At 67.1% G+C, this 19,325-nt stretch carries 20 protein-coding genes; 6 read left to right on the top strand and 14 right to left on the bottom strand.

Annotated elements, in window-relative coordinates; genetic code table 11:
* Positions 1-29 precede the first annotated feature (29 nt).
* Positions 30-1,058 carry a 2-oxoglutarate and iron-dependent oxygenase domain-containing protein gene (locus ABZ789_RS12540; RefSeq protein WP_358424034.1) on the bottom strand — a complete coding sequence of 343 codons (1,029 nt, stop codon included), beginning with the start codon at positions 1,056-1,058 and terminating at the stop codon, positions 30-32.
* Positions 1,059-1,421: 363 nt separating this feature from the next.
* Here ABZ789_RS12540 and ABZ789_RS12545 point away from each other — a divergent pair, with 363 nt between their 5' ends.
* Together ABZ789_RS12545 and ABZ789_RS12550 are read left to right on the top strand one after the other, a co-directional pair.
* Positions 1,422-2,039: a DJ-1/PfpI family protein gene (locus tag ABZ789_RS12545; RefSeq protein WP_358424036.1), complete on the top strand. Its 618-nt coding sequence runs from the start codon at positions 1,422-1,424 to the stop codon at positions 2,037-2,039.
* Positions 2,036-2,569, top strand: a complete 534-nt coding sequence (locus ABZ789_RS12550; protein WP_358424038.1) for a MarR family transcriptional regulator — start codon at positions 2,036-2,038, stop codon at positions 2,567-2,569. Before ABZ789_RS12545 ends, ABZ789_RS12550 begins: the two co-directional genes overlap by 4 nt.
* Here the strand turns inward: ABZ789_RS12550 and ABZ789_RS12555 are convergent.
* The 10 genes from ABZ789_RS12555 to ABZ789_RS12600 form a co-directional block, all read right to left on the bottom strand.
* Positions 2,529-3,416 (bottom strand): acyl-CoA thioesterase II, encoded by an 888-nt coding sequence (locus tag ABZ789_RS12555; RefSeq protein ID WP_358424040.1) that lies wholly within the window; start codon positions 3,414-3,416, stop codon positions 2,529-2,531. The genes ABZ789_RS12550 and ABZ789_RS12555 overlap by 41 nt on opposite strands.
* Positions 3,413-4,834: a pyruvate kinase gene (pyk, locus tag ABZ789_RS12560; protein ID WP_358424042.1), complete on the bottom strand. Its 1,422-nt coding sequence runs from the start codon at positions 4,832-4,834 to the stop codon at positions 3,413-3,415. Before pyk ends, ABZ789_RS12555 begins: the two co-directional genes overlap by 4 nt.
* A gap of 72 nt (positions 4,835-4,906) precedes the next feature.
* On the bottom strand, positions 4,907-5,791 hold the full coding sequence (locus tag ABZ789_RS12565; RefSeq protein ID WP_358424043.1) for an NINE protein: 885 nt from the start codon (positions 5,789-5,791) through the stop codon (positions 4,907-4,909).
* Positions 5,788-6,777, bottom strand: a complete 990-nt coding sequence (gene lgt / locus ABZ789_RS12570) for a prolipoprotein diacylglyceryl transferase (protein WP_358424045.1) — start codon at positions 6,775-6,777, stop codon at positions 5,788-5,790. Before lgt ends, ABZ789_RS12565 begins: the two co-directional genes overlap by 4 nt.
* A complete protein-coding gene (gene trpA / locus ABZ789_RS12575) occupies positions 6,774-7,577 on the bottom strand; it encodes a tryptophan synthase subunit alpha (protein WP_358424047.1) in 804 nt (267 codons plus the stop codon). Before trpA ends, lgt begins: the two co-directional genes overlap by 4 nt.
* Positions 7,574-8,836, bottom strand: coding sequence for a tryptophan synthase subunit beta (gene trpB / locus ABZ789_RS12580; protein WP_358424295.1), 1,263 nt, complete (start codon positions 8,834-8,836; stop codon positions 7,574-7,576). The genes trpA and trpB overlap by 4 nt, the downstream gene beginning before the upstream one ends.
* A gap of 111 nt (positions 8,837-8,947) precedes the next feature.
* Complete coding sequence (gene trpC / locus ABZ789_RS12585) at positions 8,948-9,757, bottom strand: indole-3-glycerol phosphate synthase TrpC (protein ID WP_358424049.1); 810 nt, start codon at positions 9,755-9,757, stop codon at positions 8,948-8,950.
* A 91-nt stretch (positions 9,758-9,848) separates the two neighbouring features.
* Complete coding sequence (locus ABZ789_RS12590) at positions 9,849-10,514, bottom strand: TIGR02234 family membrane protein (protein WP_358424050.1); 666 nt, start codon at positions 10,512-10,514, stop codon at positions 9,849-9,851.
* Positions 10,511-12,091: an anthranilate synthase component I gene (locus ABZ789_RS12595; protein WP_358424052.1), complete on the bottom strand. Its 1,581-nt coding sequence runs from the start codon at positions 12,089-12,091 to the stop codon at positions 10,511-10,513. The genes ABZ789_RS12590 and ABZ789_RS12595 overlap by 4 nt, the downstream gene beginning before the upstream one ends.
* A gap of 44 nt (positions 12,092-12,135) precedes the next feature.
* Positions 12,136-12,903 carry a class III extradiol ring-cleavage dioxygenase gene (locus ABZ789_RS12600; RefSeq protein ID WP_358424297.1) on the bottom strand — a complete coding sequence of 256 codons (768 nt, stop codon included), beginning with the start codon at positions 12,901-12,903 and terminating at the stop codon, positions 12,136-12,138.
* Between the two features lie 143 nt (positions 12,904-13,046).
* Here ABZ789_RS12600 and ABZ789_RS12605 point away from each other — a divergent pair, with 143 nt between their 5' ends.
* Entirely contained in the window at positions 13,047-13,532 is a 486-nt protein-coding gene (locus ABZ789_RS12605) for a MarR family transcriptional regulator (RefSeq protein WP_358424054.1), read from the top strand.
* Positions 13,533-13,543: 11 nt separating this feature from the next.
* On the opposite strand, the gene ABZ789_RS12610 is transcribed toward ABZ789_RS12605, so the two are convergent.
* A complete protein-coding gene (locus ABZ789_RS12610) occupies positions 13,544-14,827 on the bottom strand; it encodes an acyl-CoA dehydrogenase family protein (RefSeq protein ID WP_358424056.1) in 1,284 nt (427 codons plus the stop codon).
* Positions 14,824-15,960, bottom strand: coding sequence for an acyl-CoA dehydrogenase family protein (locus ABZ789_RS12615; protein ID WP_358424057.1), 1,137 nt, complete (start codon positions 15,958-15,960; stop codon positions 14,824-14,826). Before ABZ789_RS12615 ends, ABZ789_RS12610 begins: the two co-directional genes overlap by 4 nt.
* A gap of 161 nt (positions 15,961-16,121) precedes the next feature.
* On the opposite strand from ABZ789_RS12615, the gene ABZ789_RS12620 reads away from it, so the two are divergent.
* A complete protein-coding gene (locus ABZ789_RS12620; RefSeq protein WP_358424058.1) occupies positions 16,122-16,301 on the top strand; it encodes a 2-hydroxymuconate tautomerase family protein in 180 nt (59 codons plus the stop codon).
* A gap of 32 nt (positions 16,302-16,333) precedes the next feature.
* Here the strand turns inward: ABZ789_RS12620 and ABZ789_RS12625 are convergent, their stop codons facing one another.
* A complete protein-coding gene (locus ABZ789_RS12625; RefSeq protein WP_358424060.1) occupies positions 16,334-17,632 on the bottom strand; it encodes a dicarboxylate/amino acid:cation symporter in 1,299 nt (432 codons plus the stop codon).
* A 348-nt stretch (positions 17,633-17,980) separates the two neighbouring features.
* Between ABZ789_RS12625 and ABZ789_RS12630 the strand changes: the two genes are divergently transcribed.
* Positions 17,981-18,115, top strand: a complete 135-nt coding sequence (locus ABZ789_RS12630; RefSeq protein WP_358424061.1) for a hypothetical protein — start codon at positions 17,981-17,983, stop codon at positions 18,113-18,115.
* Positions 18,116-18,231: 116 nt separating this feature from the next.
* Entirely contained in the window at positions 18,232-19,293 is a 1,062-nt protein-coding gene (locus ABZ789_RS12635) for a putative sulfate exporter family transporter (RefSeq protein ID WP_358424299.1), read from the top strand.
* Positions 19,294-19,325: the final 32 nt, after the last annotated feature.

Below are 19,325 nucleotides of genomic sequence, written 5' to 3' on the forward strand. Positions count from 1 at the left end.
CCGTTCGGGATATGGGACAGAGAGAGCGATCACCGGTTCGAGGTGAAGCGACGAAGAAGGTCCTCGTGATGACGCTCCGCGACGTTCGGGTGGGCCCGCAGGCGGGATTTGAGAGCGTTGAGACCGTAGACGGAGTACAGCCTTCCGCCGTGCTCGTCGGGGCCGACGCCGCGCGAGGCAGCCGCGAGTGCCGCGGGGAGATCCACCGGCGGTAGCGCCTGGTCGAGACCAGGATTGAGGAAGAACGGCAACGACACCCGGTCCGTGCCCGCGGGTGGGGGCAGTACCCGGTGAACCGTCGCCCGGAGAAAACCCCCGGTGGCCACTTCGAGAAGTTCGCCGATGTTGACGATGAAATGTCCTGGGAGCGGTTCGATCTCGATCCATCGTCCGCCGACGTCGACCTGAAATCCGGCGCTGCCCGGCTCGGGGTACAGCAGCGTCAGTGCTCCGACGTCCTTGTGACTGCCGACCCCCTGGTCGGTGACCGAGCGATCGTGTCCGGGATAGCGCGCGATCTTCAACAGCGGGTCGGGATCGGCGAATGCCTCGTCGAAATGATCGGCCAGGGCCCCGAGTGCTTCGGCCCAGGCGCCGAGCAACCGTCGCCCGACGACGCCGGCCTCGTCGATCCAGCGCAGCGACAGTTCCCGCAGCCGCGGAACCTGCTCGGGCCACAGGTTGGGGCCGTGCAGCACCTCCCAGGGGCGCTCCGGGTCGACCGCGGCGACCGCGGCACGTTCCGGGCCGATGTCGAGCTGCTCACGCCAGTCGACATAACCCTGAGTACGTTCACCTCCGACGCGGGTGTAACCACGGAAGTGGGGCGAGCGGACGTTCTCGATCGCGAGTTTGTCCGCCTCGGGAAGGGCGAAGAACTCACGCGCCGCCGCGACGAGTTCGTCGGCGAGCGCGGGGTCGATGCCGTGACCGGCGAGATGGAAGAAGCCGATCTCGTGGGTGGCCGCTCGCAGCCGATCCAGCATCGCATTGCGGGATGTCCGGTCACTGTCGAGGTCGGAGAGATCGATGACGGGCAATGCCGCCGAATCGGACATGATGAGCCTTTCGAAACCACATCGGATGCACATACTCCGAGGACCGGCCTGCGCCGGACTCTCGGGTCTCGGCGGGTTCCGGGGAACCTGGGAAGCACGGGGGTGTGTCACCCCTGGGCGGGGACGATCAGCGGCAACGACAACACGCAGGAGCCACGGCGCGACGAGCGCGTGTGCTCACAGTCTGCGTGGGGGTGTTGCCCATGTTCTCCTCCGATGAGGCCGGACGCGGCCTTCGACGACAGTGCCACCGCAAGGTGGTCCCGATCGAGGCTAATCGCCTCTGCGACCAGCGGGCAAATCACCCACACCACTCCACGACAGTTGATTGACATTATCCTGTCATTTTGACAGCATATTGTCATGACTGAAACAGTTCACGTCGCCGTATACGACAGCCTGGCGGACTGGGAGATCGGATACGTCACCACCGCCATCTCGAACCCCGAATGGCAGCGGCGACCCGGGCGGTACCGCGTCCGCACGGTCGGAGCCGGACCGGAGCCGGTCACGACGATGGGCGGACTCCGGATCGTGCCGGACACGCACCTCGAGGAGGTGGATCCGGGCGACAGCGCGATGCTGATCCTCGCCGGCAACGACATCTGGCCCACGGAGGCCTTCGCCCCCTTCGTCGACAAAGCCCGGCAGTTCCTCGATTCCGGTGTCCCCGTAGCCGCAGCGTGCGGCGCCACCGGCGCGCTCGCCGCTGCGGGAATGCTCGACGATCGGTCACACACGAGCAATGCCGCCGAATTCCTGCAAGCCGTCGGATACGGGGGCAGCCACCTGTATCGGGACGAGCCCGCAGTCACGGACGGCGATTTGATCACCGCCACCGGAATCGCCCCGGTGGACTTCGCCCGTGCGATCTTCGAACGACTCGACCTCTACGAACCGCGCACCCTGGCCGCCTGGTACGCCCTGTACGGCGACCACGATCCGCGCGGTTACCACGACCTCATGGCATCCGGGTCGTGACGGAGAAGAACGACACCGAGGTCGAACTGCTCAGTGCGGCAGCAGTGACCGCCTTCCGCCTCAACGGGCAGTTCCTCGCCCTCGCCGAGACACTGGCTCGCCCGGTCGGGCTGACCGCCACCTGGTGGCAGGTTCTCGGCGCACTCTCGCCCGATCCCCTGCCGGTCTCCGCCATCGCACGGGAGATGGGCATCACGCGGCAGAGCGTGCAGCGCGTCGCCGACCTTCTGGTCGCCAGAGGCCTCGCGGAGTACCGCCCCAACCCCGCGCACCGGCGCGCCAAGCTCGTCGCGATGACGTCGGCCGGTCGCGAGGCGATCCGCGCCATCGCTCCGGCACATGCCGTCGCCGCGCGAGGGCTTCGCGAGGAGACCGGCCTCGAAGAACTCGGAGCCGTCGTGGAAGGGATGCGCGCCCTGTCCGCCGCCCTCGATCGGCTGGCGGAACGTTGCCCGGCACCGGACGAAGCGCGCGGCGCACGACCTGCGGTCAGCTCACCGCCGGGCGACGCGGTGGGAAATGACGGATGAGCCCTTCCTGGACCACCGTGGCGACGAGTTCACCCTCGATGGTGAAATAGCGGCCCGTCGCCATCCCGCGCGAACCGGCCGCCACCGGCGACTCGGTGGCATACAGATGCCACTCATCGAAGCGCAGTGGACGGTGGAACCAGATCGAATGATTGACCGTCGCGGCGACGATCCGATCGAGTCCCCAGGACAGGCCGTGCGTGGTGAGGATCGAATCGAGCACGGTGGTGTCCGAGGCGTAGGCCAGCGTCGCGACATGAAGCAGCGGATCGGAGGCGGGCAACGATCCGTCCGCTCGCATCCAGACGCGGTTGTGACCGAGCCTCTCCCCCGTACCCCGGAGCACCCAGGCCGGATCGTTCGCATACCGCATGTCGATCGGCTTGAGAGCTCCCACGAAATGCGGCAACTGCTCCTCGAAGCCGCGCAGGCGTTCTCCGATCGGTGGAAGTGCTTCGGGCAGCGGAACTTCGGGCACGGTCACCGAGTGCTCGAGTCCTTTGCCCCACCGCTGGAAGGCGGCGAGCATCACGAACAGTTCCTGCCCGTCCTGGCATGCGGTGACCATCCGGTTCGCGAAATCACGACCGTCCCGGTGGGTGACGACGTGGTAATCGATCGGTCGTTTGACATCACCGCCGCGGATGAAGTGGGCGTTGACCGCGTGCACGGGACGATCACCCACGGTGCGCCCCGCCGCGACGAGCGCTTGAGCGACGAGCTGGCCACCGAATGTCCGGCTCCCGACCTGAGCGGGGTGCTCGCCTCGGAAGACGTTCTCCTCGGTCTGCTCCAGATCGAGCAGGCCGAGGAGAACGTCCAGATCCGTCGTGTCCGAACGCGTCACCGGGTGTCTTTCTCGCCCAGCCGGTGCACGTGGATGAGGTTGGTCGAGCCCGAGCGTCCCGGAGGCGCTCCGGCGACGATCACGACGAGATCGCCGCGCTGGTACCGCCCGAGCGAGAGCAGCGACGCGTCGACCTGTTCGACCATCTGATCGGTGGTGTCGACCGGTTCGACCGAGAAGGTCTCGGTCCCCCAGGTGAGTGCCAGCTGATTGCGGATGTGCGGGACCGGTGTGAAGGCGAGCAGCGGCAACGGCGTGTGCAGGCGCGCGAGGCGACGCACGGTATCGCCGGTCTGAGTGAAGGCGACGAGCGCCTTCGCGTCGAGTCGCTCACCGATGTCTCGGGCGGCATACGAGATGACACCCCGCTTGGTACGCGGAACGTGTGTCAGCGCAGGCACATCCGTCGAATCGGATTCGACTGCGGCGATGATGCGCGCCATCGTCCGGACGGTGTCGACGGGGAACTTCCCGACGGAGGTCTCGCCCGAGAGCATTACGGCATCGGTGCCGTCGAGCACCGCGTTCGCCACATCGGAGGCCTCGGCGCGAGTGGGGCGGGAATTCTCGATCATCGACTCGAGCATCTGCGTTGCGACGATGACGGGTTTGGCGTTCTCGCGCGCGATCTGGATGGCCCGCTTCTGCACCAGTGGCACTTCCTCGAGCGGCAGCTCGACCCCGAGGTCGCCGCGCGCCACCATGACCGCGTCGAAGGCGAGGACCACGGCCTCGAGGTTCTCGACGGCCTCGGGCTTCTCGAGTTTGGCAATGACCGGCACACGTCGGCCGACGCGGTCCATCACGTCGTGGACGAGCTCGACGTCTGCCGGGGAGCGCACGAACGACAGTGCGATGAAGTCGACCCCGAGCCGCAGCGCGAACTCGAGATCTTCGATGTCCTTCTCCGACATGGCCGGAACGGACACGTTCATCCCCGGCAGGGACACACCCTTGTTGTTGCTGACCGGTCCGCCCTCGATGACCCGGCACACGACGTCGTTGCCGTCGACCTCCTCGACGACCAGCCCGACCTTGCCGTCGTCGACGAGCAGACGGTCGCCGGGGACGGCGTCCTGTGCGAGTTCCTTGTAGGTGGTCGAGACGCGATCATGGCTGCCTACGACGTCGTCGACGGTGATGCGGACGACTTCGCCGTGCTCCCATACGGTGCGGTCCTCGGCGAAGCGTCCGAGCCGGATCTTCGGTCCTTGCAGATCGGCGAGGATGCCGACGGCGTGCCCGGATGCCTCCGATGCCGCGCGGACACGGTTGTAGTGGCCCTCGTGGTCGGCGTGTTCGCCGTGGCTGAAGTTCAGGCGGGCGACGTCCATTCCGGCGTCGACGAGATTCCGCAGGACGTCGGGGTCGGCGGTGGCCGGCCCCATAGTACAAACGATCTTGGTGCGTCGGGTCACGGTTCGAGCCTAGTCCTCACCACCCGGCCCCTCCATCTCAGCACCCCCGGCGCGTGTCGCCGGGGGGCTGCGTCATGGGCGGAGTGGACGACCGTGCTTGTCGGTCACCTTGCCGGTGAGCATGAGGATGCCGTCGATCAACGGCCAGATGCCACCGATGCCACAGGTGAGCCATGTGACGGCGATCTGCGCGACCGCCACACCCGGCTGATCGAGATAGAAGCGTCCCGCACCGAAACCACCGAGAAGGATCCCCAGCACCCCTGCGGTGACCTTGCTTCTGTCCGAATAAGGTTCGCCGGTGTACGGATCGCGACCGTACGGCGCCGTGAGGTCGCGTCCGTAGGGATTCGACGGGTCGGTGTAACCGTAGGCGGGTGGTGGTCCGTATCCCTGCCCGGCCTGCTGCGGAGTCCCGTAGGCAGCGGGGGGCGGAAACTGCCGGTAGGAGCGCGGGTCCGGTTGTGACCCCTGCGGTGGGTTCGCCGCGGACCGGCCGGCCGGTGAGTCGTTCGACTGTGCGGGCCCGATGGGATAGTGCGGATCCGGCGCCCCGTAGACCGGTCCGGTGCCGCTGCCGTGCCGGTCCGGGTGCCGGCCGTAGGGATAGTCACCCGGGGGCGGATAATCCGATTGGTGCTCGGCGGGCGGCGGGTAACTGGGCGTGTTCCCCCATCCCGGTCCGTTGCCGACGCCGGAATAGGTGTCCCATCCGGGTCCGGGGGTGCCGGTGGCGCCGCCGAGGGACTCGACGGTGGGTGGTTGCGCGGACAGCGAGGCCTGCGCAGTGGCGTCGTAGTCGAATGCACGTCCGAGATCAGGGGGCGGCGTGTGGTCGTTTTCGGACGATCGGCGCGGGGCGTCCTTCCCGGATGCCGGATCGGTCCGTTTGGTCAGGTCCGGCTTGGAAGGCTCCGAATCGCGCGCTCCCGAGGCTCCCGGGTCCTGTGTGGTCACGAGTGATCCCCCTTGTTCTCTCCGGACGTCGCATCGTCGACTCTACCGGCGGAGGGCGACGAATCGGTGACCTCGACCGCCCCCTCCTCGGAGGTGGGGGCCGTCTCCGCAGCACCCGCCGGATTCAACGTCGCGGGATCCTCACGGCCCTTGCGTGCGAGGACGAAGTACGCGACCGCGAGGACGAACACGATGCCCGAGGTGAAGGAGTTGATCCGGATACCGCCGATCTCGGTGGCCGCGTCCGTGCGCATGAGCTCGATCCAGAACCGGCCCGCACAGTATCCGGCGACGTAGAGCGCGAACAGCCGCCCGTGGCCGATGGTGAACTTCCGATCGACCAGAACCAGAAGCAGCACCACACCGAGATTCCACAGCAACTCGTAGAGGAAGGTCGGGTGCACCACGAAGGCGACCTCGCCGGTGGAGACGCCGTCGACCAGTCCGGGCGCGACCTGGCCTGCGTCATTGCGCCGTTCGTAGATCTCGAGACCCCACGCGACCGTTGTCTCCCGGCCGTAGAGTTCCTGGTTGAACCAGTTCCCGAGCCGGCCGATGGCCTGCGCCAGCAGGATCGCCGGGGCCAGCGCGTCTCCGAAGGCAGGCAGCGGGATTCCCCTCCGACGGCAACCGATCCACGCGCCCACCGCACCGAATGCGACGGCACCCCAGATGCCGAGGCCACCCTCCCAGATCTTCAGCGCGTCGACAGGGTTCGTTCCCTCACCGAAGTACTTCTGCCAGTCGGTGGCGACGTGGTAGAGCCGCCCGCCGATCAGACCGAACGGCACCGCCCACACGGCGATATCGAGGACGGTGCCCGGTTGCCCGCCCCGCGCGACCCAGCGGCGGTCGCCCCACCAGATCGCAACGACGATACCGACGATGATGCACAGGGCGTAGGCACGGAGGGCGAAGGGCCCCACGTACCAGACTCCCTGGGGTGGACTCGGCAGATATGCCAGAACAGACGCAGTCGATGTCACGAGTGCACGTTAGCCGAGCGAACGCCCTTCGCGAGATCCTGCGTCAAGGAGAGCAGCGCGTCGCGACCTTCGGCGAGGGCGGAGACCAGCGCCGATCCGACGATCACGCCGTCGGCATAGCCCGCGATCTCCGCGGCCTGCGCCCCGTTGCGCACGCCGAGTCCGACTCCCACCGGAATGTCGGAGTGCGTGCGGACCCGGGCGACGATCTCCGGTGCCCGGTTGTCGACCGACTCCCGTGCGCCGGTGACACCCATCGTGGAGGTGGCGTACACGAAGCCGCGGCACTGGTCGAGTGTGGTCGCGAGCCGTTCGTTGGTCGACGACGGCGCGACCAGGAAGATCTTGCCGAGACCGTACTGCTCCGCAGCGGCGTTCCACTCGTCCGCCTCATCGGGGATCAGGTCAGGTGTGATGATGCCGAGCCCACCGGCGGCCGCGAGGTCGCGCGCGAAGTTGTCGACACCGTACTTGAGCACCAGATTCCAGTAGGTCATCACGACCGCGGCACCACCCGCAGCGGTGATCGCTTCGACGGCGGAGAACACGTCGCGCACCCGGACGCCGTTGGCGATCGCCTCGAACGCGGCGTTCTGGATGGTCGTGCCGTCCATCACGGGATCACTGTAGGGAATTCCGACCTCGACGAGATCGCACCCGCCCTCGACGAGGGTTTTCATCGCCTCGATGGAGCGCTCGACGGTCGGATAGCCGACCGGCAGATAACCCACCAGGGCGGCGCGGTTCTCCGCGCGGCAGGTCGCGAAGATCTGCGTCAGGCGTTCGTGCGGGGCGCTCACTGGGCTTCTCCTTCGGTACCGGTCTTGTCGGCGGACTCGTCGGTCGGCAGGTAACCGAACCACTTCGCAGCGGTATCGACGTCCTTGTCTCCACGACCGGAGAGGCTGACGAGGACGATGGCGCCCTCGCCGAGTTCGGGGCCGAGCTTCACGGCACCGGCGACCGCGTGCGCGGACTCGATCGCGGGAATGATCCCCTCGGTACGGCACAGCAGGGCGAAGGCGTCCATCGCCTCGCTGTCGGTGACGGCGCGGTACTCGGCACGGCCGGTGTCGGCGAGCCACGCATGTTCGGGGCCGACACCTGGATAGTCGAGACCGGCTGAGATCGAATGCGATTCGATGGTCTGACCGTCCTCGTTCTGCAGCAGATAGGAGAATGCGCCGTGCAGCGCGCCGTGGGTACCCCCACCGATGGTGGCGGCGTGTCGTCCGGTCTCGACGCCGTCTCCTCCGGCCTCGCAGCCGACGAGCTTGACGGACGGGTCGTCGATGAACGGATGGAAGATGCCGATCGCGTTGGAACCACCGCCGACGCACGCGACGACCGCGTCGGGCAGGCGGCCGGTCAGGGCGCGGACCTGGGAACGTGCCTCGAGTCCGATGATGCGCTGGAAGTCGCGGACCATCGCGGGGAAGGGGTGAGGACCCGCGGCGGTACCGAAGCAGTAGTAGGTGGTGTCGGCGTTGGTGACCCAGTCGCGCATCGCCTCGTTGATCGCGTCCTTGAGGGTGCGCGACCCCGTCTTCGCGGCAACCACCTCGGCGCCCAGCAGGCGCATGCGGGCGACGTTCAGTGCCTGCCGTTCGGTATCGACCTCACCCATGTAGACGCGGCATTCGAGGCCGAACAGGGCACACGCGGTGGCGGTGGCGACACCGTGCTGGCCGGCGCCGGTCTCGGCGATCACACGTGTCTTGCCCATCCGCTTGGCGAGCAGCACCTGCCCCAGCACGTTGTTGATCTTGTGTGAGCCGGTGTGGTTGAGATCCTCACGCTTGAGGAGGATCCGCGCACCACCGGCGTGTTCGCTCAGCCGCGTGGCCTCGTAGACGGGCGACGGCCGCCCCGTGTAATCACGCTGCAGACGGTCGAGTTCGGCCAGGAAACCGGGGTCTACACGTTCCTTCTCGTACGCCGCGGTGACCTCCTCGATCACCGCCATCAACGCCTCGGGCACGTAGCGACCGCCGAAGACTCCGAAATGGCCGCGCACGTCGGGTTCGTGGGCAGTGGGAGTGACAAGGGCCTCGCTCATCGCGGGAAGACCGCGGCCCTTGGCGGAAAGTACGGAATCGTCTGCAGTCACCAGTCCAGTCTGCCGCACCCGGGGGGATGCATCACGGCCGGGTCCGGCCGTACCGGACGATCAGCGAGCAGGCTTGGGGCACGACGGGTGCGTACCCACCGTCACCAGTTCGGCGACCGCCTGACGCGGATCCCCACTGGTCACCAGACCTTCACCGACGAGCACAGCATCGGCACCTGCCCCCGCGTACGCGAGCAGGTCGGCCGGGCCCCGCACGCCGGACTCGGCGATCTTGAGCACGTTGCTGGGCAGGCCCGGTGCAATGCGGGAGAACGTGGTCTTGTCGACTTCGAGAGTCTTGAGGTTGCGGGCATTGATGCCGATCACGGTCGCCCCGGCCTCGAGTGCGCGGTCGGCTTCCTCCTCCGTGTGGGCCTCGACCAGCGCCGTCATGCCCAACGACTCCACACGGTCGATCAAGGCCGTCAGCACCGTCTGCTCGAGTGCGGCAACGATGAGGAGTACGAGGTCGGCTCCGTGTGCGCGCGCCTCGTGGATCTGGTAGGGGCCGACGATGAAATCCTTGCGCAGCACCGGGATACGGACGGCCCTCCGGACTGCGTCCAGGTCGGCGAGGCTGCCGTGGAAACGACGTTCCTCGGTGAGCACGCTGATCGCACGAGCCCCTCCGGACTCGTAGGCGGCGGCAAGTTCGGCAGGGTCGGCGATCTCGGCGAGCGCACCCTTCGACGGACTGGCACGCTTGACCTCGGCGATAACCGCGATGCCCGGCTCGCGCAATGCGGCCTTGGCGTCGATCGGTGGGGGCGCACTCGCAGCGGCAGCCTTGACGGAGGCGAGATCGAGGGCCGCCTCACGGGCGGCGACGTCGGCTCGTACTCCTTCGAGAATCGAATCGAGAACTGTCATCGTGGCTCGAGTCCTTTCCCACCCTGCTCAATCCCGATGTGATTAAGCTCATCGGATTTGTCTAGAAGAGTAGTGAACTGGTTTACAGCGCTCACCGCCGGGTGTCGGAATCATCCTCGCCGGCGTCGTCGGTGGGGTCCTCCCCCGCATCCAGCGCATCCCACATCCCGCGTTCGGAAAGGGGTTCGTCGTTCTCCGCACGCCGGGTCGCCGCCTCCCGGCGTGCTGCGGGGGCGTCGTATTTCGACGACAATCCGGCCTGTTCACGAGGGGTGCGCCAGAGGACCACCGCAGCCGCGAGCACGGCGACGACGCCACCGAGCACAAGGATCGCCGGCAGCGGAGACACCTCGACGGCGGTCACGCTCGCCCGGTCCGGCAGTTCGGCCACACCGGCCGCGTCCTCCGGATCGGCTCCACCCGTCAGCAACCGCACCGCCGGAATCGCAGCCGCCACGGCGACGGCCGCCACCACGAGCGCCACGAGACGCAACGCAAGTCCGCGCACGGCGAACACCGCGGCCACCGCAGCGAGCAGCACGAGCGCGAGCGGGGTCAGCGCCGCCGCCCAACGGCCCCCCTCGAGGTCGTCGACACGGTCGATCCCGAGACCGTCGGACGACACCGCCGTGACCCATGTCATGCGGCTCGATGCCCACAGCAAGGCCGCGCCGAGCGCGAGCAGCAGGGCAGCGGTCACGGTCGGCCGACGCCGGCGACCGGCCCCCTCACCTGCTCTGTGCGTGTCCTCGGTCACCGGAGCTCACCTCCGTAGGTGGCGAGTGTCGACGCGGCGGCGACCGCGGCGAGGGCGGACATGGCCTTGTTGCGGGCCTCGGTGTCCTCGGCCTCCGGATCGGAATCGGCGACGATCCCCGCACCGGCCTGGACGTAGGCGACACCGTCCTTGACGAGGGCGGAACGGATGGCGATGGCAGTGTCGGCGTCGCCCGCGAAGTCGAGATAGCCGACGATGCCCCCGTAGATGCCGCGGCGGGTGGGTTCGAGTTCCTCGATCAGCTCCATCGCCCGCACTTTCGGAGCGCCCGACAGGGTCCCGGCGGGGAAACATGCCGTGACCGCGTCGAGGGCGTGTTTGCCCTCCGCCAGACGGCCGGTGACCGTGGAGACGAGGTGCATCACGTGGCTGTACCGCTCGATGTGCCGGTAGTCGTGCACCTCGACGGTGCCGGGCGTACACACTCGGCCGAGATCGTTGCGTCCGAGGTCCACGAGCATGAGATGTTCGGCGTTCTCCTTCTCGTCGTGGACGAGGTCCTTCTCGAGCAGAAGGTCCTCCTCCTCGTCCGCGCCGCGCCAGCGGGTTCCGGCGATCGGGTGGGTGGTGGCCACCCCGTCCGAAACCGTTACCAGCGCCTCGGGACTCGATCCGACGATCGAGAAGGCGGTCTCGCCGTCCGGACCGGGGATGTGGAGCAGGAACATATAGGGACTGGGATTGGACGCACGGAGCATCCGGTAGACGTCGATGGGCGCTGCGGCACAGTCGATCTCGAAACGCTGCGACAGCACCACCTGGAATGCCTCACCGGCTTCGATGTCCCCGATCAGCTTGCGCACATCCGTGCAGAACGACTCGGTGGTGCGCTGACGCCGGTACTCGGGCTCGGGTCGCGAGAAGGTCGCGACAGTGGCCGGCGCGGGCGCGGCGAGAGCCTCGGTCATCCGGTCGAGACGGGCGACGGCGTCGTCGTAGGCCTCGTCGACGCGCTCGTCGGAACCGTCCCAGTTCACGGCGTTGGCGATGAGCCAGATCATGCCCTCGTGGTGGTCGACGGCCGCGAGATCGGTGGCCAGCAGCATCACCATCTCGGGGATCTGCAGGTCGTCGTCGGCGAGCGTCGGGAGCTTCTCGAGACAGCGGACGATGTCGTAGCCGAGATAGCCCACCATGCCGCTGGTGAGGGGCGGCAAGCCGTGGATGCGATCGGTGTGGAGCAACTGCAAGGTCTCGCGCAGGACGTCGATGGGGTTGCCGCCCGTCGGTGTGCCGGCAGGGACGTGCCCGTACCAGGCCGCGTCGCCGTCGACGACAGTGAGCGCCGCCGGGCTTCCCGCACCGATGAACGACCACCGCGACCACGACCGGCCGTTCTCCGCCGACTCGAGCAGGAAGGTCCCGGGCCGGTCGGCCGCGAGCTTGCGGTAGGCCGACAGCGGAGTCTCCGCGTCGGCGAGCACCTTGCGGGTCACCGGGACCACACGGTGCTCGGCGGCCAGCTGGCGGAACTGTTCGCGGGTGGTCGTCGAATCGGACCGGCCACCGGAGGGGTCGGTAGTGGCTGCGGGAATGGTGGTGGGCTCGCCGGACATGCGCCCCATCATCCCAGGGTGCGCATGTGGCGATGCACCCGCGGTCAGGCCACCTGGAACGAACGCTTGGCCAGGCCCATCCAGAATCCGTCGACGACCTGGTCGATGCCTCGGCCCGGCGTCCCCGAGGCACCGAGGGTGACGAACAGCGGAGCGAAATGTTCGACGGTCGGATGTGCGTAGGGCATACCCGGTGCGCGGTGCCGGAAGTCGAGCAGCGCGTCGACGTCACCGCGTGCGAGTTGCTCGGCGGTCCAGTGGTCGAATTCCGACGACCAGCCCGGCGCGACGGCCTCGGGCCGCGGGTCGCGCAGGAAGGGCAGGCCGTGCGTGGTGAATCCGGAGCCGACGATGAGTACGCCCTGCTCGCGCAGCGGCCGCAGCCGGGCGCCGAGGTGCAGCAGGCGCTCCGGATCGAGGGTCGGCAGGGAGATCTGCAGTACGGGAATGTCGGCGTCCGGATACATGACGGTCAGAGGCACGTAGGCGCCGTGGTCGAGTCCCCGGTGCGGTTGCTGCACCACGGGTTCGTCGTCGGGCATCAGTGCCGCGACCTGCCGGGCGAGATCCGGCGCTCCCGGACTGGTGTAGGTGACCTCGTAGAAGCGTCGCGGAAAGCCGCCGAAGTCGTAGACGAGCGGTGTCCCCGTGGTGGTGGACCCGATCGTGAGGGGGGCCGATTCCCAGTGCGCCGAGACCACGAGGATCGAGGCCGGGCGAGGCAGGTCGGTGGCCCACCTGCGGAGTTGGTTCACCCACAGTTCGCTGTCGACCAGGGGCGGCGCGCCGTGGCTGAGGAAGAGGGCGGGCATGTCGCTCATGACACTCCTAAAGTTGAAGCTTCAACTATTATCGCGTGTGTCTGGAGTGCCCGTCGAATCACCCCCCGGATGCACCCGCTGCCGCCCGCTCCGACAGGCTGGATACACGACGACGGAAACGAGGACTCCCCCAGATGAACAGCGAGAACCCGCGGTGGCTCGACGCGAACCAGCAGGAGGCGTGGCGCGTCCTGGTCGCCGTGATCACCCGGTTGCCTGCCGCGCTCGACACGCAGATGCAGCGCGACGCGGACATGACACATTTCGAGTACTTCGTGCTCGCCGTGCTCTCGGAGGCACCCGAGCGCCGCCTCCGGTTGAGCACTCTCGCCGCCGAGGCCAACGCGTCGCTCTCCCGCCTGTCCCACGTGGTCACCCGGCTCGCACGACGCGGATGGGTCAGCCGCGAGCCGATCCTCGGCAGCCGCGGCTCCTACGCCGTGCTCACCGACGCCGGGCACGCGAAGGTCGTCGACTCCGCGCCCGCACACGTGGAGACCGTGCAGCGTCTCGTGTTCGACGGACTCGACGAGCACCGGGTGCGCGATCTCGCGCGCATCGGGTCGGTGCTCGTCGACCAGATCGACAAGGGGATCGCCTCCGGAACCGGCAAGGCCTGACCCCGCGGCGGCTACCCCGCGGAGCGACCCTTCGGCACGTCCCGGAACGGAAGGTTGGGATCGTGACTGCGCTCCCGGGGCATGCCGAGCACCCGTTCACTGATCGCGTTGCGGGCCATCTCCGTGGTACCACCGGCGATACACCAGACCTGACGCATCAGATAGTCGACCCCGCGTTCGGCGACTGCTCCGTCGTCGGTGTCCCATGCAGCGCCGTCCGCGCCGGTGAACTCGTAACCGATGGTGACGAGCCGACTTTCGACCACCCCGGACATCAACCGGGCGATACTCGCGGACTGATCGGAAATCGTCCGGGCCGCCATCCCCTGACCGACGCGCCGGCTCAGCGCCTGCTTGGCCAGTTCGAGCGCCCGCGCCTCACCGAGCAGGTCCCGGGCGACCGGATCGCCGAGCCGGCCGGCGTCGCGGGCGACGTCGAACAGTTCGGAAATGCGCGATCCACCGCGGACCGAGCCTGCCGGGATGGTCGTGTAGGGCGAATTCAGATACATCCGCTCGTGGAACATCCACCGCGTTCCCACTGTCCAGCCGTCATCGACCTCACCGACGCGATCACTGTCGGGCACACGCACGTCGGTCAGATACTCCTGACAGAATTCGCTGGAGCCGCTGAGCATTTCGATCCGGTGCACCTCGATCGACGGCTGCTTCAGCGGCACCATGAAGACGGTGAGCCCCCGATTCTTCGGCACATCCCAGTTGGTACGGACCAGGCACAGAGCCCAGTCCGACCACCATGCGCCGGTCGTCCAGATCTTCGACCCGTTGAGAATCCAGTCGTCGCCATCGCGGACCGCAGTGGTCACCGCCCCCGCCACGTCCGATCCTCCGCTCGGCTCGGACAGCATCTGCATCCACAGTTCCTCGCCTTTGAGGATCGCGGGAATGTGCCGTTGCTTCTGCTCTTCGGTGCCGAATTCGAGAAGGACCGCGGCGCACGGGACGAATGTGGGTACCTGCAGTCGCGACGGGTACTCGTATCCGCTCAGCTCTTCGTTGAGGACCTGCTGGTACGGACGCGTGAGTCCCTGCCCGCCGTACTCACGCGGAATGCAGATCCCTGCGAGTCCGGCGTCGAAGAGCGCGCGCTGGAGGTCGCGTTCGTGCTGGACCGCGGCGAGTTCTTCCTCGTCGGAGTTCTCGTTGCGGATCACGCCCACCAGAGAGGACGGACGGGATCGCTCGAGGTTGGCGCGAATCCACGTGCGGGCACGCGCCCGGAAGTCGTCCAGCGATTCCGTGTCCGGGCTGGTCGGCGAACTCTCGACGGTCATCGGTTGGCCTCCTGATATTCGACGATGTCGGCGATGCGGGCACGGTGCTCGGCCGGAGTGCCGTAGTTCGACCGGTTGGCGGCGCCGCGCCGTGCGAACAGATGCAGGTCGTGCTCGAAGGTGATGCCGATGCCGCCGTGGATCTGTATGCAGTCCTGGAACAGTTCCCCGCCGTAGTGCCCGACATACGCCTTCGCAGCGGAGACCAGCTCGGGAGCATCATCCGCTTGCGTGGCTACGGCTTCCGCGGCGCTGTCGCTGATTGCGTGACTTGCTTCGAGCCACATCTTCATGTCCGCGAAGCGGTGCTTGAGTTCCTGGTACGACGCAAGCGGACGCCCGAACGAGTACCGATCGAACGCCCACGCCACGGTGAGGTCGAATGCCGCCTGCAAGGCGCCGACCGATTCGGCGCAGGCCAGCACGGCCCCCACCTGCAACGCGCGCTCCACATCGGCAGCGGCACCACCCGCCACACCGACGAGCGCCGTGATGGGCACCCGCACGTCGTCGAAGTCGACGGCGGCGTAGCGGCGGGTGACATCGACGGACTTCAGGGGCACGATCCGTACCCCTGGCGTCCCGCTCGGCACAAGGACCTGCGAGAGCCCGTCACCGGTGCGCCCGACGACGAGCAGAAAGTCGGCCGAAGCGGCCGCTTCGACGGGACGCTTGGTTCCGCGCAGGACGACGTGCTCCCCCTCCACGCGAATCTCGACCGGGTCGGTGGCTCCCCGGCTGCCCGGGCGTGGTTCCTCGAAACACCATGCGGCGGTGGCACTTCCTTCGACGAGGTCACCGAGAGTGTCCCCGTGCGCATCGGTGTACCGGCTCAGTACGTCGGCGACGACGTTGGTCGGCACCAGCGGACCCGGCGCCGCGTGGGCTCCGAACTCGTAGGCGACCAAGGTCAGGTCGACCAGGCCGTGCTCACCGATCGAGCCGCCCCCGGCTTCCTCCCCGGCCAGCAGGCTGGTCCAGCCCAGCTCGGCACCGCTACGCCAGTATTCCGCGCGGAAGCCCACAGGATCATGACGGAGCCGACGAATCTCGGCCACGGGCACCCGATCGGAGAGAAACCGGGAGGTCGTGTCCCGGAAGAACTCTTGATCCGGGCTCGGATCCAGCAACATGCGCGCCCCTATCCACATCGGCTAGACGGATATTCTCCTCTCATAACAGAGAACACTATTCTCACAGAATCTGAAAGGTCTGCCACGGCATCCCGCTCAGGAACAACCGGGTAGCCGACCGGTCAGCCCCGATCTCACCCGCATATGGCACAGTCCTCCCTGTGCCTTTGATTCAGATCAGCCAGACCCCGGGCCTGTCGGCCGAGCAGAAACGCGCCGTGATCGCGGCAGTGACCTCGGCCTACGCCGAAGCCTCAGGCAAGAACCCTGACAAGGTGTGGGTGACGATCACCGAGGTGCCGGGTGAGAACTGGGGTGTCGGCGGCGTACCGCTGAGCTGACGTCCGCCTCCCGGCAAAGACACTCGCACGGTTCAGTCCGATCGGTCGGCGCGCGCCAGCATGTCGTCGAACTCCTCGATGTCGAGGGGTTCGGCCGTGACCGTCTTGCGCCCGTCGTAGACGTCGCGATCGATCTCGTCGTCGGCGTTGGCGACCAGCATCGCGACGAACGTGTCACCGTTGACGTTGAGGAACGTCCGGAAGATACCGGTGAACCAGTCGACAGCGATCAGCAGGCCGACCGCCTCGAACGGCAGACCGAGCGAGGTCGCCAGGAACATCGCCACCACCGGGAAGCCGCCGGGCACGGTGATGGTGCCCATGTTGAGAAGGATCGCCAATCCCATGCCGAGAACGATCTGCCCGACGCTCAGGTCGATATCGCCGGCCTGGGCAAGGAACATCACGACGATCATGTAGTTGAGGACGGCACCATAGGAGCCCATCGTCAGCCCGACCGACAGCGTGAAATTCGCGATCTTCTGGCTGACCCCGACCTTCTCGACCGTGTTCTTCAGGACCGTCGGGAAAGTGACCGCCGAACTGGTCGTGGTGACCGCGATCGCCGTCTGCTCGGCGAGCTTGGACGGCAGCTTCCACGGGCTCAACCGGGTCCGCACGCTCACCACGACGACGAAGAGCACAAACAGAATGAGCACGCCGAGGAGTGTGGTTCCGAGGTACGAGAGGCCGGTCGTCACGACCGAGAACCCGACCTCACCGGCCAATGAGGCCAGCAGGCAGAAGACACCGATCGGGGCGACGTACATGACCAGCCTGATCATCGTCAGCACGATCTGCTGGACCTGATCGACGAATGTCAGGACGCGATCGTCGCCGGTCTTCGTGATGTGCTGGCGCAGCGCGATACCGAACAGCAGAGAGAAAACGATGATGGGGACCATGGTCGCCGTCGACATCGCGTCGAAGATGTTCTTCGAGACGAAGTTCAAGACGGTGTCCTGCCAACCCAGGGCCTGGTCCGCGGACTTCTCGAGTGACGAATCCAGCTCGCCGTCGAAGACCATGCCGTCACCCGGGCGGACGATCGCACTGAGCACCCAGGCCAGAACCGCTGCGACCACGGAGAAACCGATCATCCACTTGAAGGTCCGGAACGCGATCTTGCCGGTCCCTGCGCCGCTCATCGATGCGGTTGCCGCGATGACCGAGGCCATCACCAACGGAACGATGGACATCTGGATCAATCGGATGAACATGTCGCCGAGGAACTGCAGATTCGCCGCCCACTCCCCGACGATCAACCCGAATACCAGTCCCGCGATGGCAGCGATTCCTATTTGGAATCCTGAATGCCTCACAACGTTCATCGAATCTCCAGACTCCGCACCGACGACACGTCCGATCGGAACGAACGTGACCGCGCAAACGTAAGGGGCGCTCACTACATCGGAGTTCCTGGCAGATTACGGCGACATTGCGAACCTGGACGCGCTCACAAGAGCCGTGCCCCCTCCCACCTGGTCGTGCCCGATTTCGACGACGGAGCCGTGCCCGCCTGATCGGCCTGAACCGCTGAGGCGGTCCGGTGCAGGTACAGGCACGTCCGTCGGCGCACTCGGGTCTCCGTACAGCACATCTCGGCCGGATAGTCACTGGTTCTGTTCGGCCCGCACGTAATTCGTGACGTTTCGTGACCGCATTGGTTGGCTGCCTTCATGACAGACGAACCTCAGCAAGTGGATGCCGCGCGCACCACACTGCTCACCGAGGACTGGGCCGCGGTTGCAGCAGGCCTGCTTCTCATCGCCGCCGTACTGCTCGGCGTGATTCCTGCGGGGCTGGTCCCGTGACGACCCGAGGCGCCGACGGGCCGAAGCCGGTCGAGACCGACAGCGAACCTCTCGCAGATGGTCGGGGCCGGCAAGCGGACCCGGCGGAGAAGGATCGGCGCCCCTCGGCTCCCGCACTGGCGGCGGCGGGAGTCGCCGTCGTCATCGTGCTGGGTGCACTCACCCGGTTCCTCGAACAGAACGTCCCGGAATGGGCCGAGGGCGGACCGCTCGAGCGCGTCGGCGGAGCAATCGAGTTCCCCGTCTACGCGATCGTCCTCGGTCTCCTCGGAAACCTCGTCCTCACCCGCACCGGCCTGCGCGACAAGCTTTCGGGCGGTTTCCGCACCGAGTTCTTCATCAAGACCGGCCTGGTACTGCTCGGCGCATCCATCAACCTGACCGTGCTCGTGACGGCCGCTGGCCCTGCAATCCTGCAAGGCCTGCTGCTCATCACCGCCGTGTTCTCGTTCAGCTGGTGGTTCGGCGGGAAACTCGGACTGGACGAGAAGCTGCGGGCATTGCTGTCCGCCGCAGTATCGATCTGCGGGGTCAGTGCCGCGATCGCTGCGGCCGGCGCGGTGCAGGCCAAGCGGGAACAACTCGCGTACGCCGCGTCGCTGGTGGTCGTATTCGCGCTGCCGTCGATCTTCCTGCTGCCCTGGCTCGCCGGAGTCTTCGGTCTTTCCGATGTCGTCGCCGGCGCCTGGATCGGCGGCAACATCGACACGACCGCTGCGGTCGCGGCGTCGGGCGCAATCCTCGGCGACGACGCCCTGCAGATCGCCACCATCGTCAAGACCACACAGAACGCACTCATCGGATTCGTGGCGGTGGGACTGACGGCATACTTCGCGCTGAAGGTGGAGCGTCGCCCCGGTTCGGCCCGGCCGAGTGCCGGCGAGTTCTGGGAACGCTTCCCGAAGTTCGTGCTCGGTTTCGTCGCGGCGTCGGTGATCGGCACACTGTGGGTGAAATTCGTCGACGACGGCAAGGCCGACATCGCCGTCATCAACGATCTGCGGACGTGGTTCCTGATCTTCGCCTTCGTCGCGATCGGCCTGGAGTTCTCCGCAAAGGGACTACGCGACGCCGGGTGGCGCCCGGTGGCGGTGTTCGGGTCGGCGACGGTGGTCAACATCGTCGTGGCGCTCGGTCTCGCGACGGTGCTGTTCGGCAATTTCCAACTGCCACAATGATCGATCGCCCCGCACCGTGGTGCGGGGCGATC

The organism is Rhodococcus sp. NPDC047139, from assembly GCF_040643435.1.
Classification (GTDB): domain Bacteria; phylum Actinomycetota; class Actinomycetes; order Mycobacteriales; family Mycobacteriaceae; genus Rhodococcus.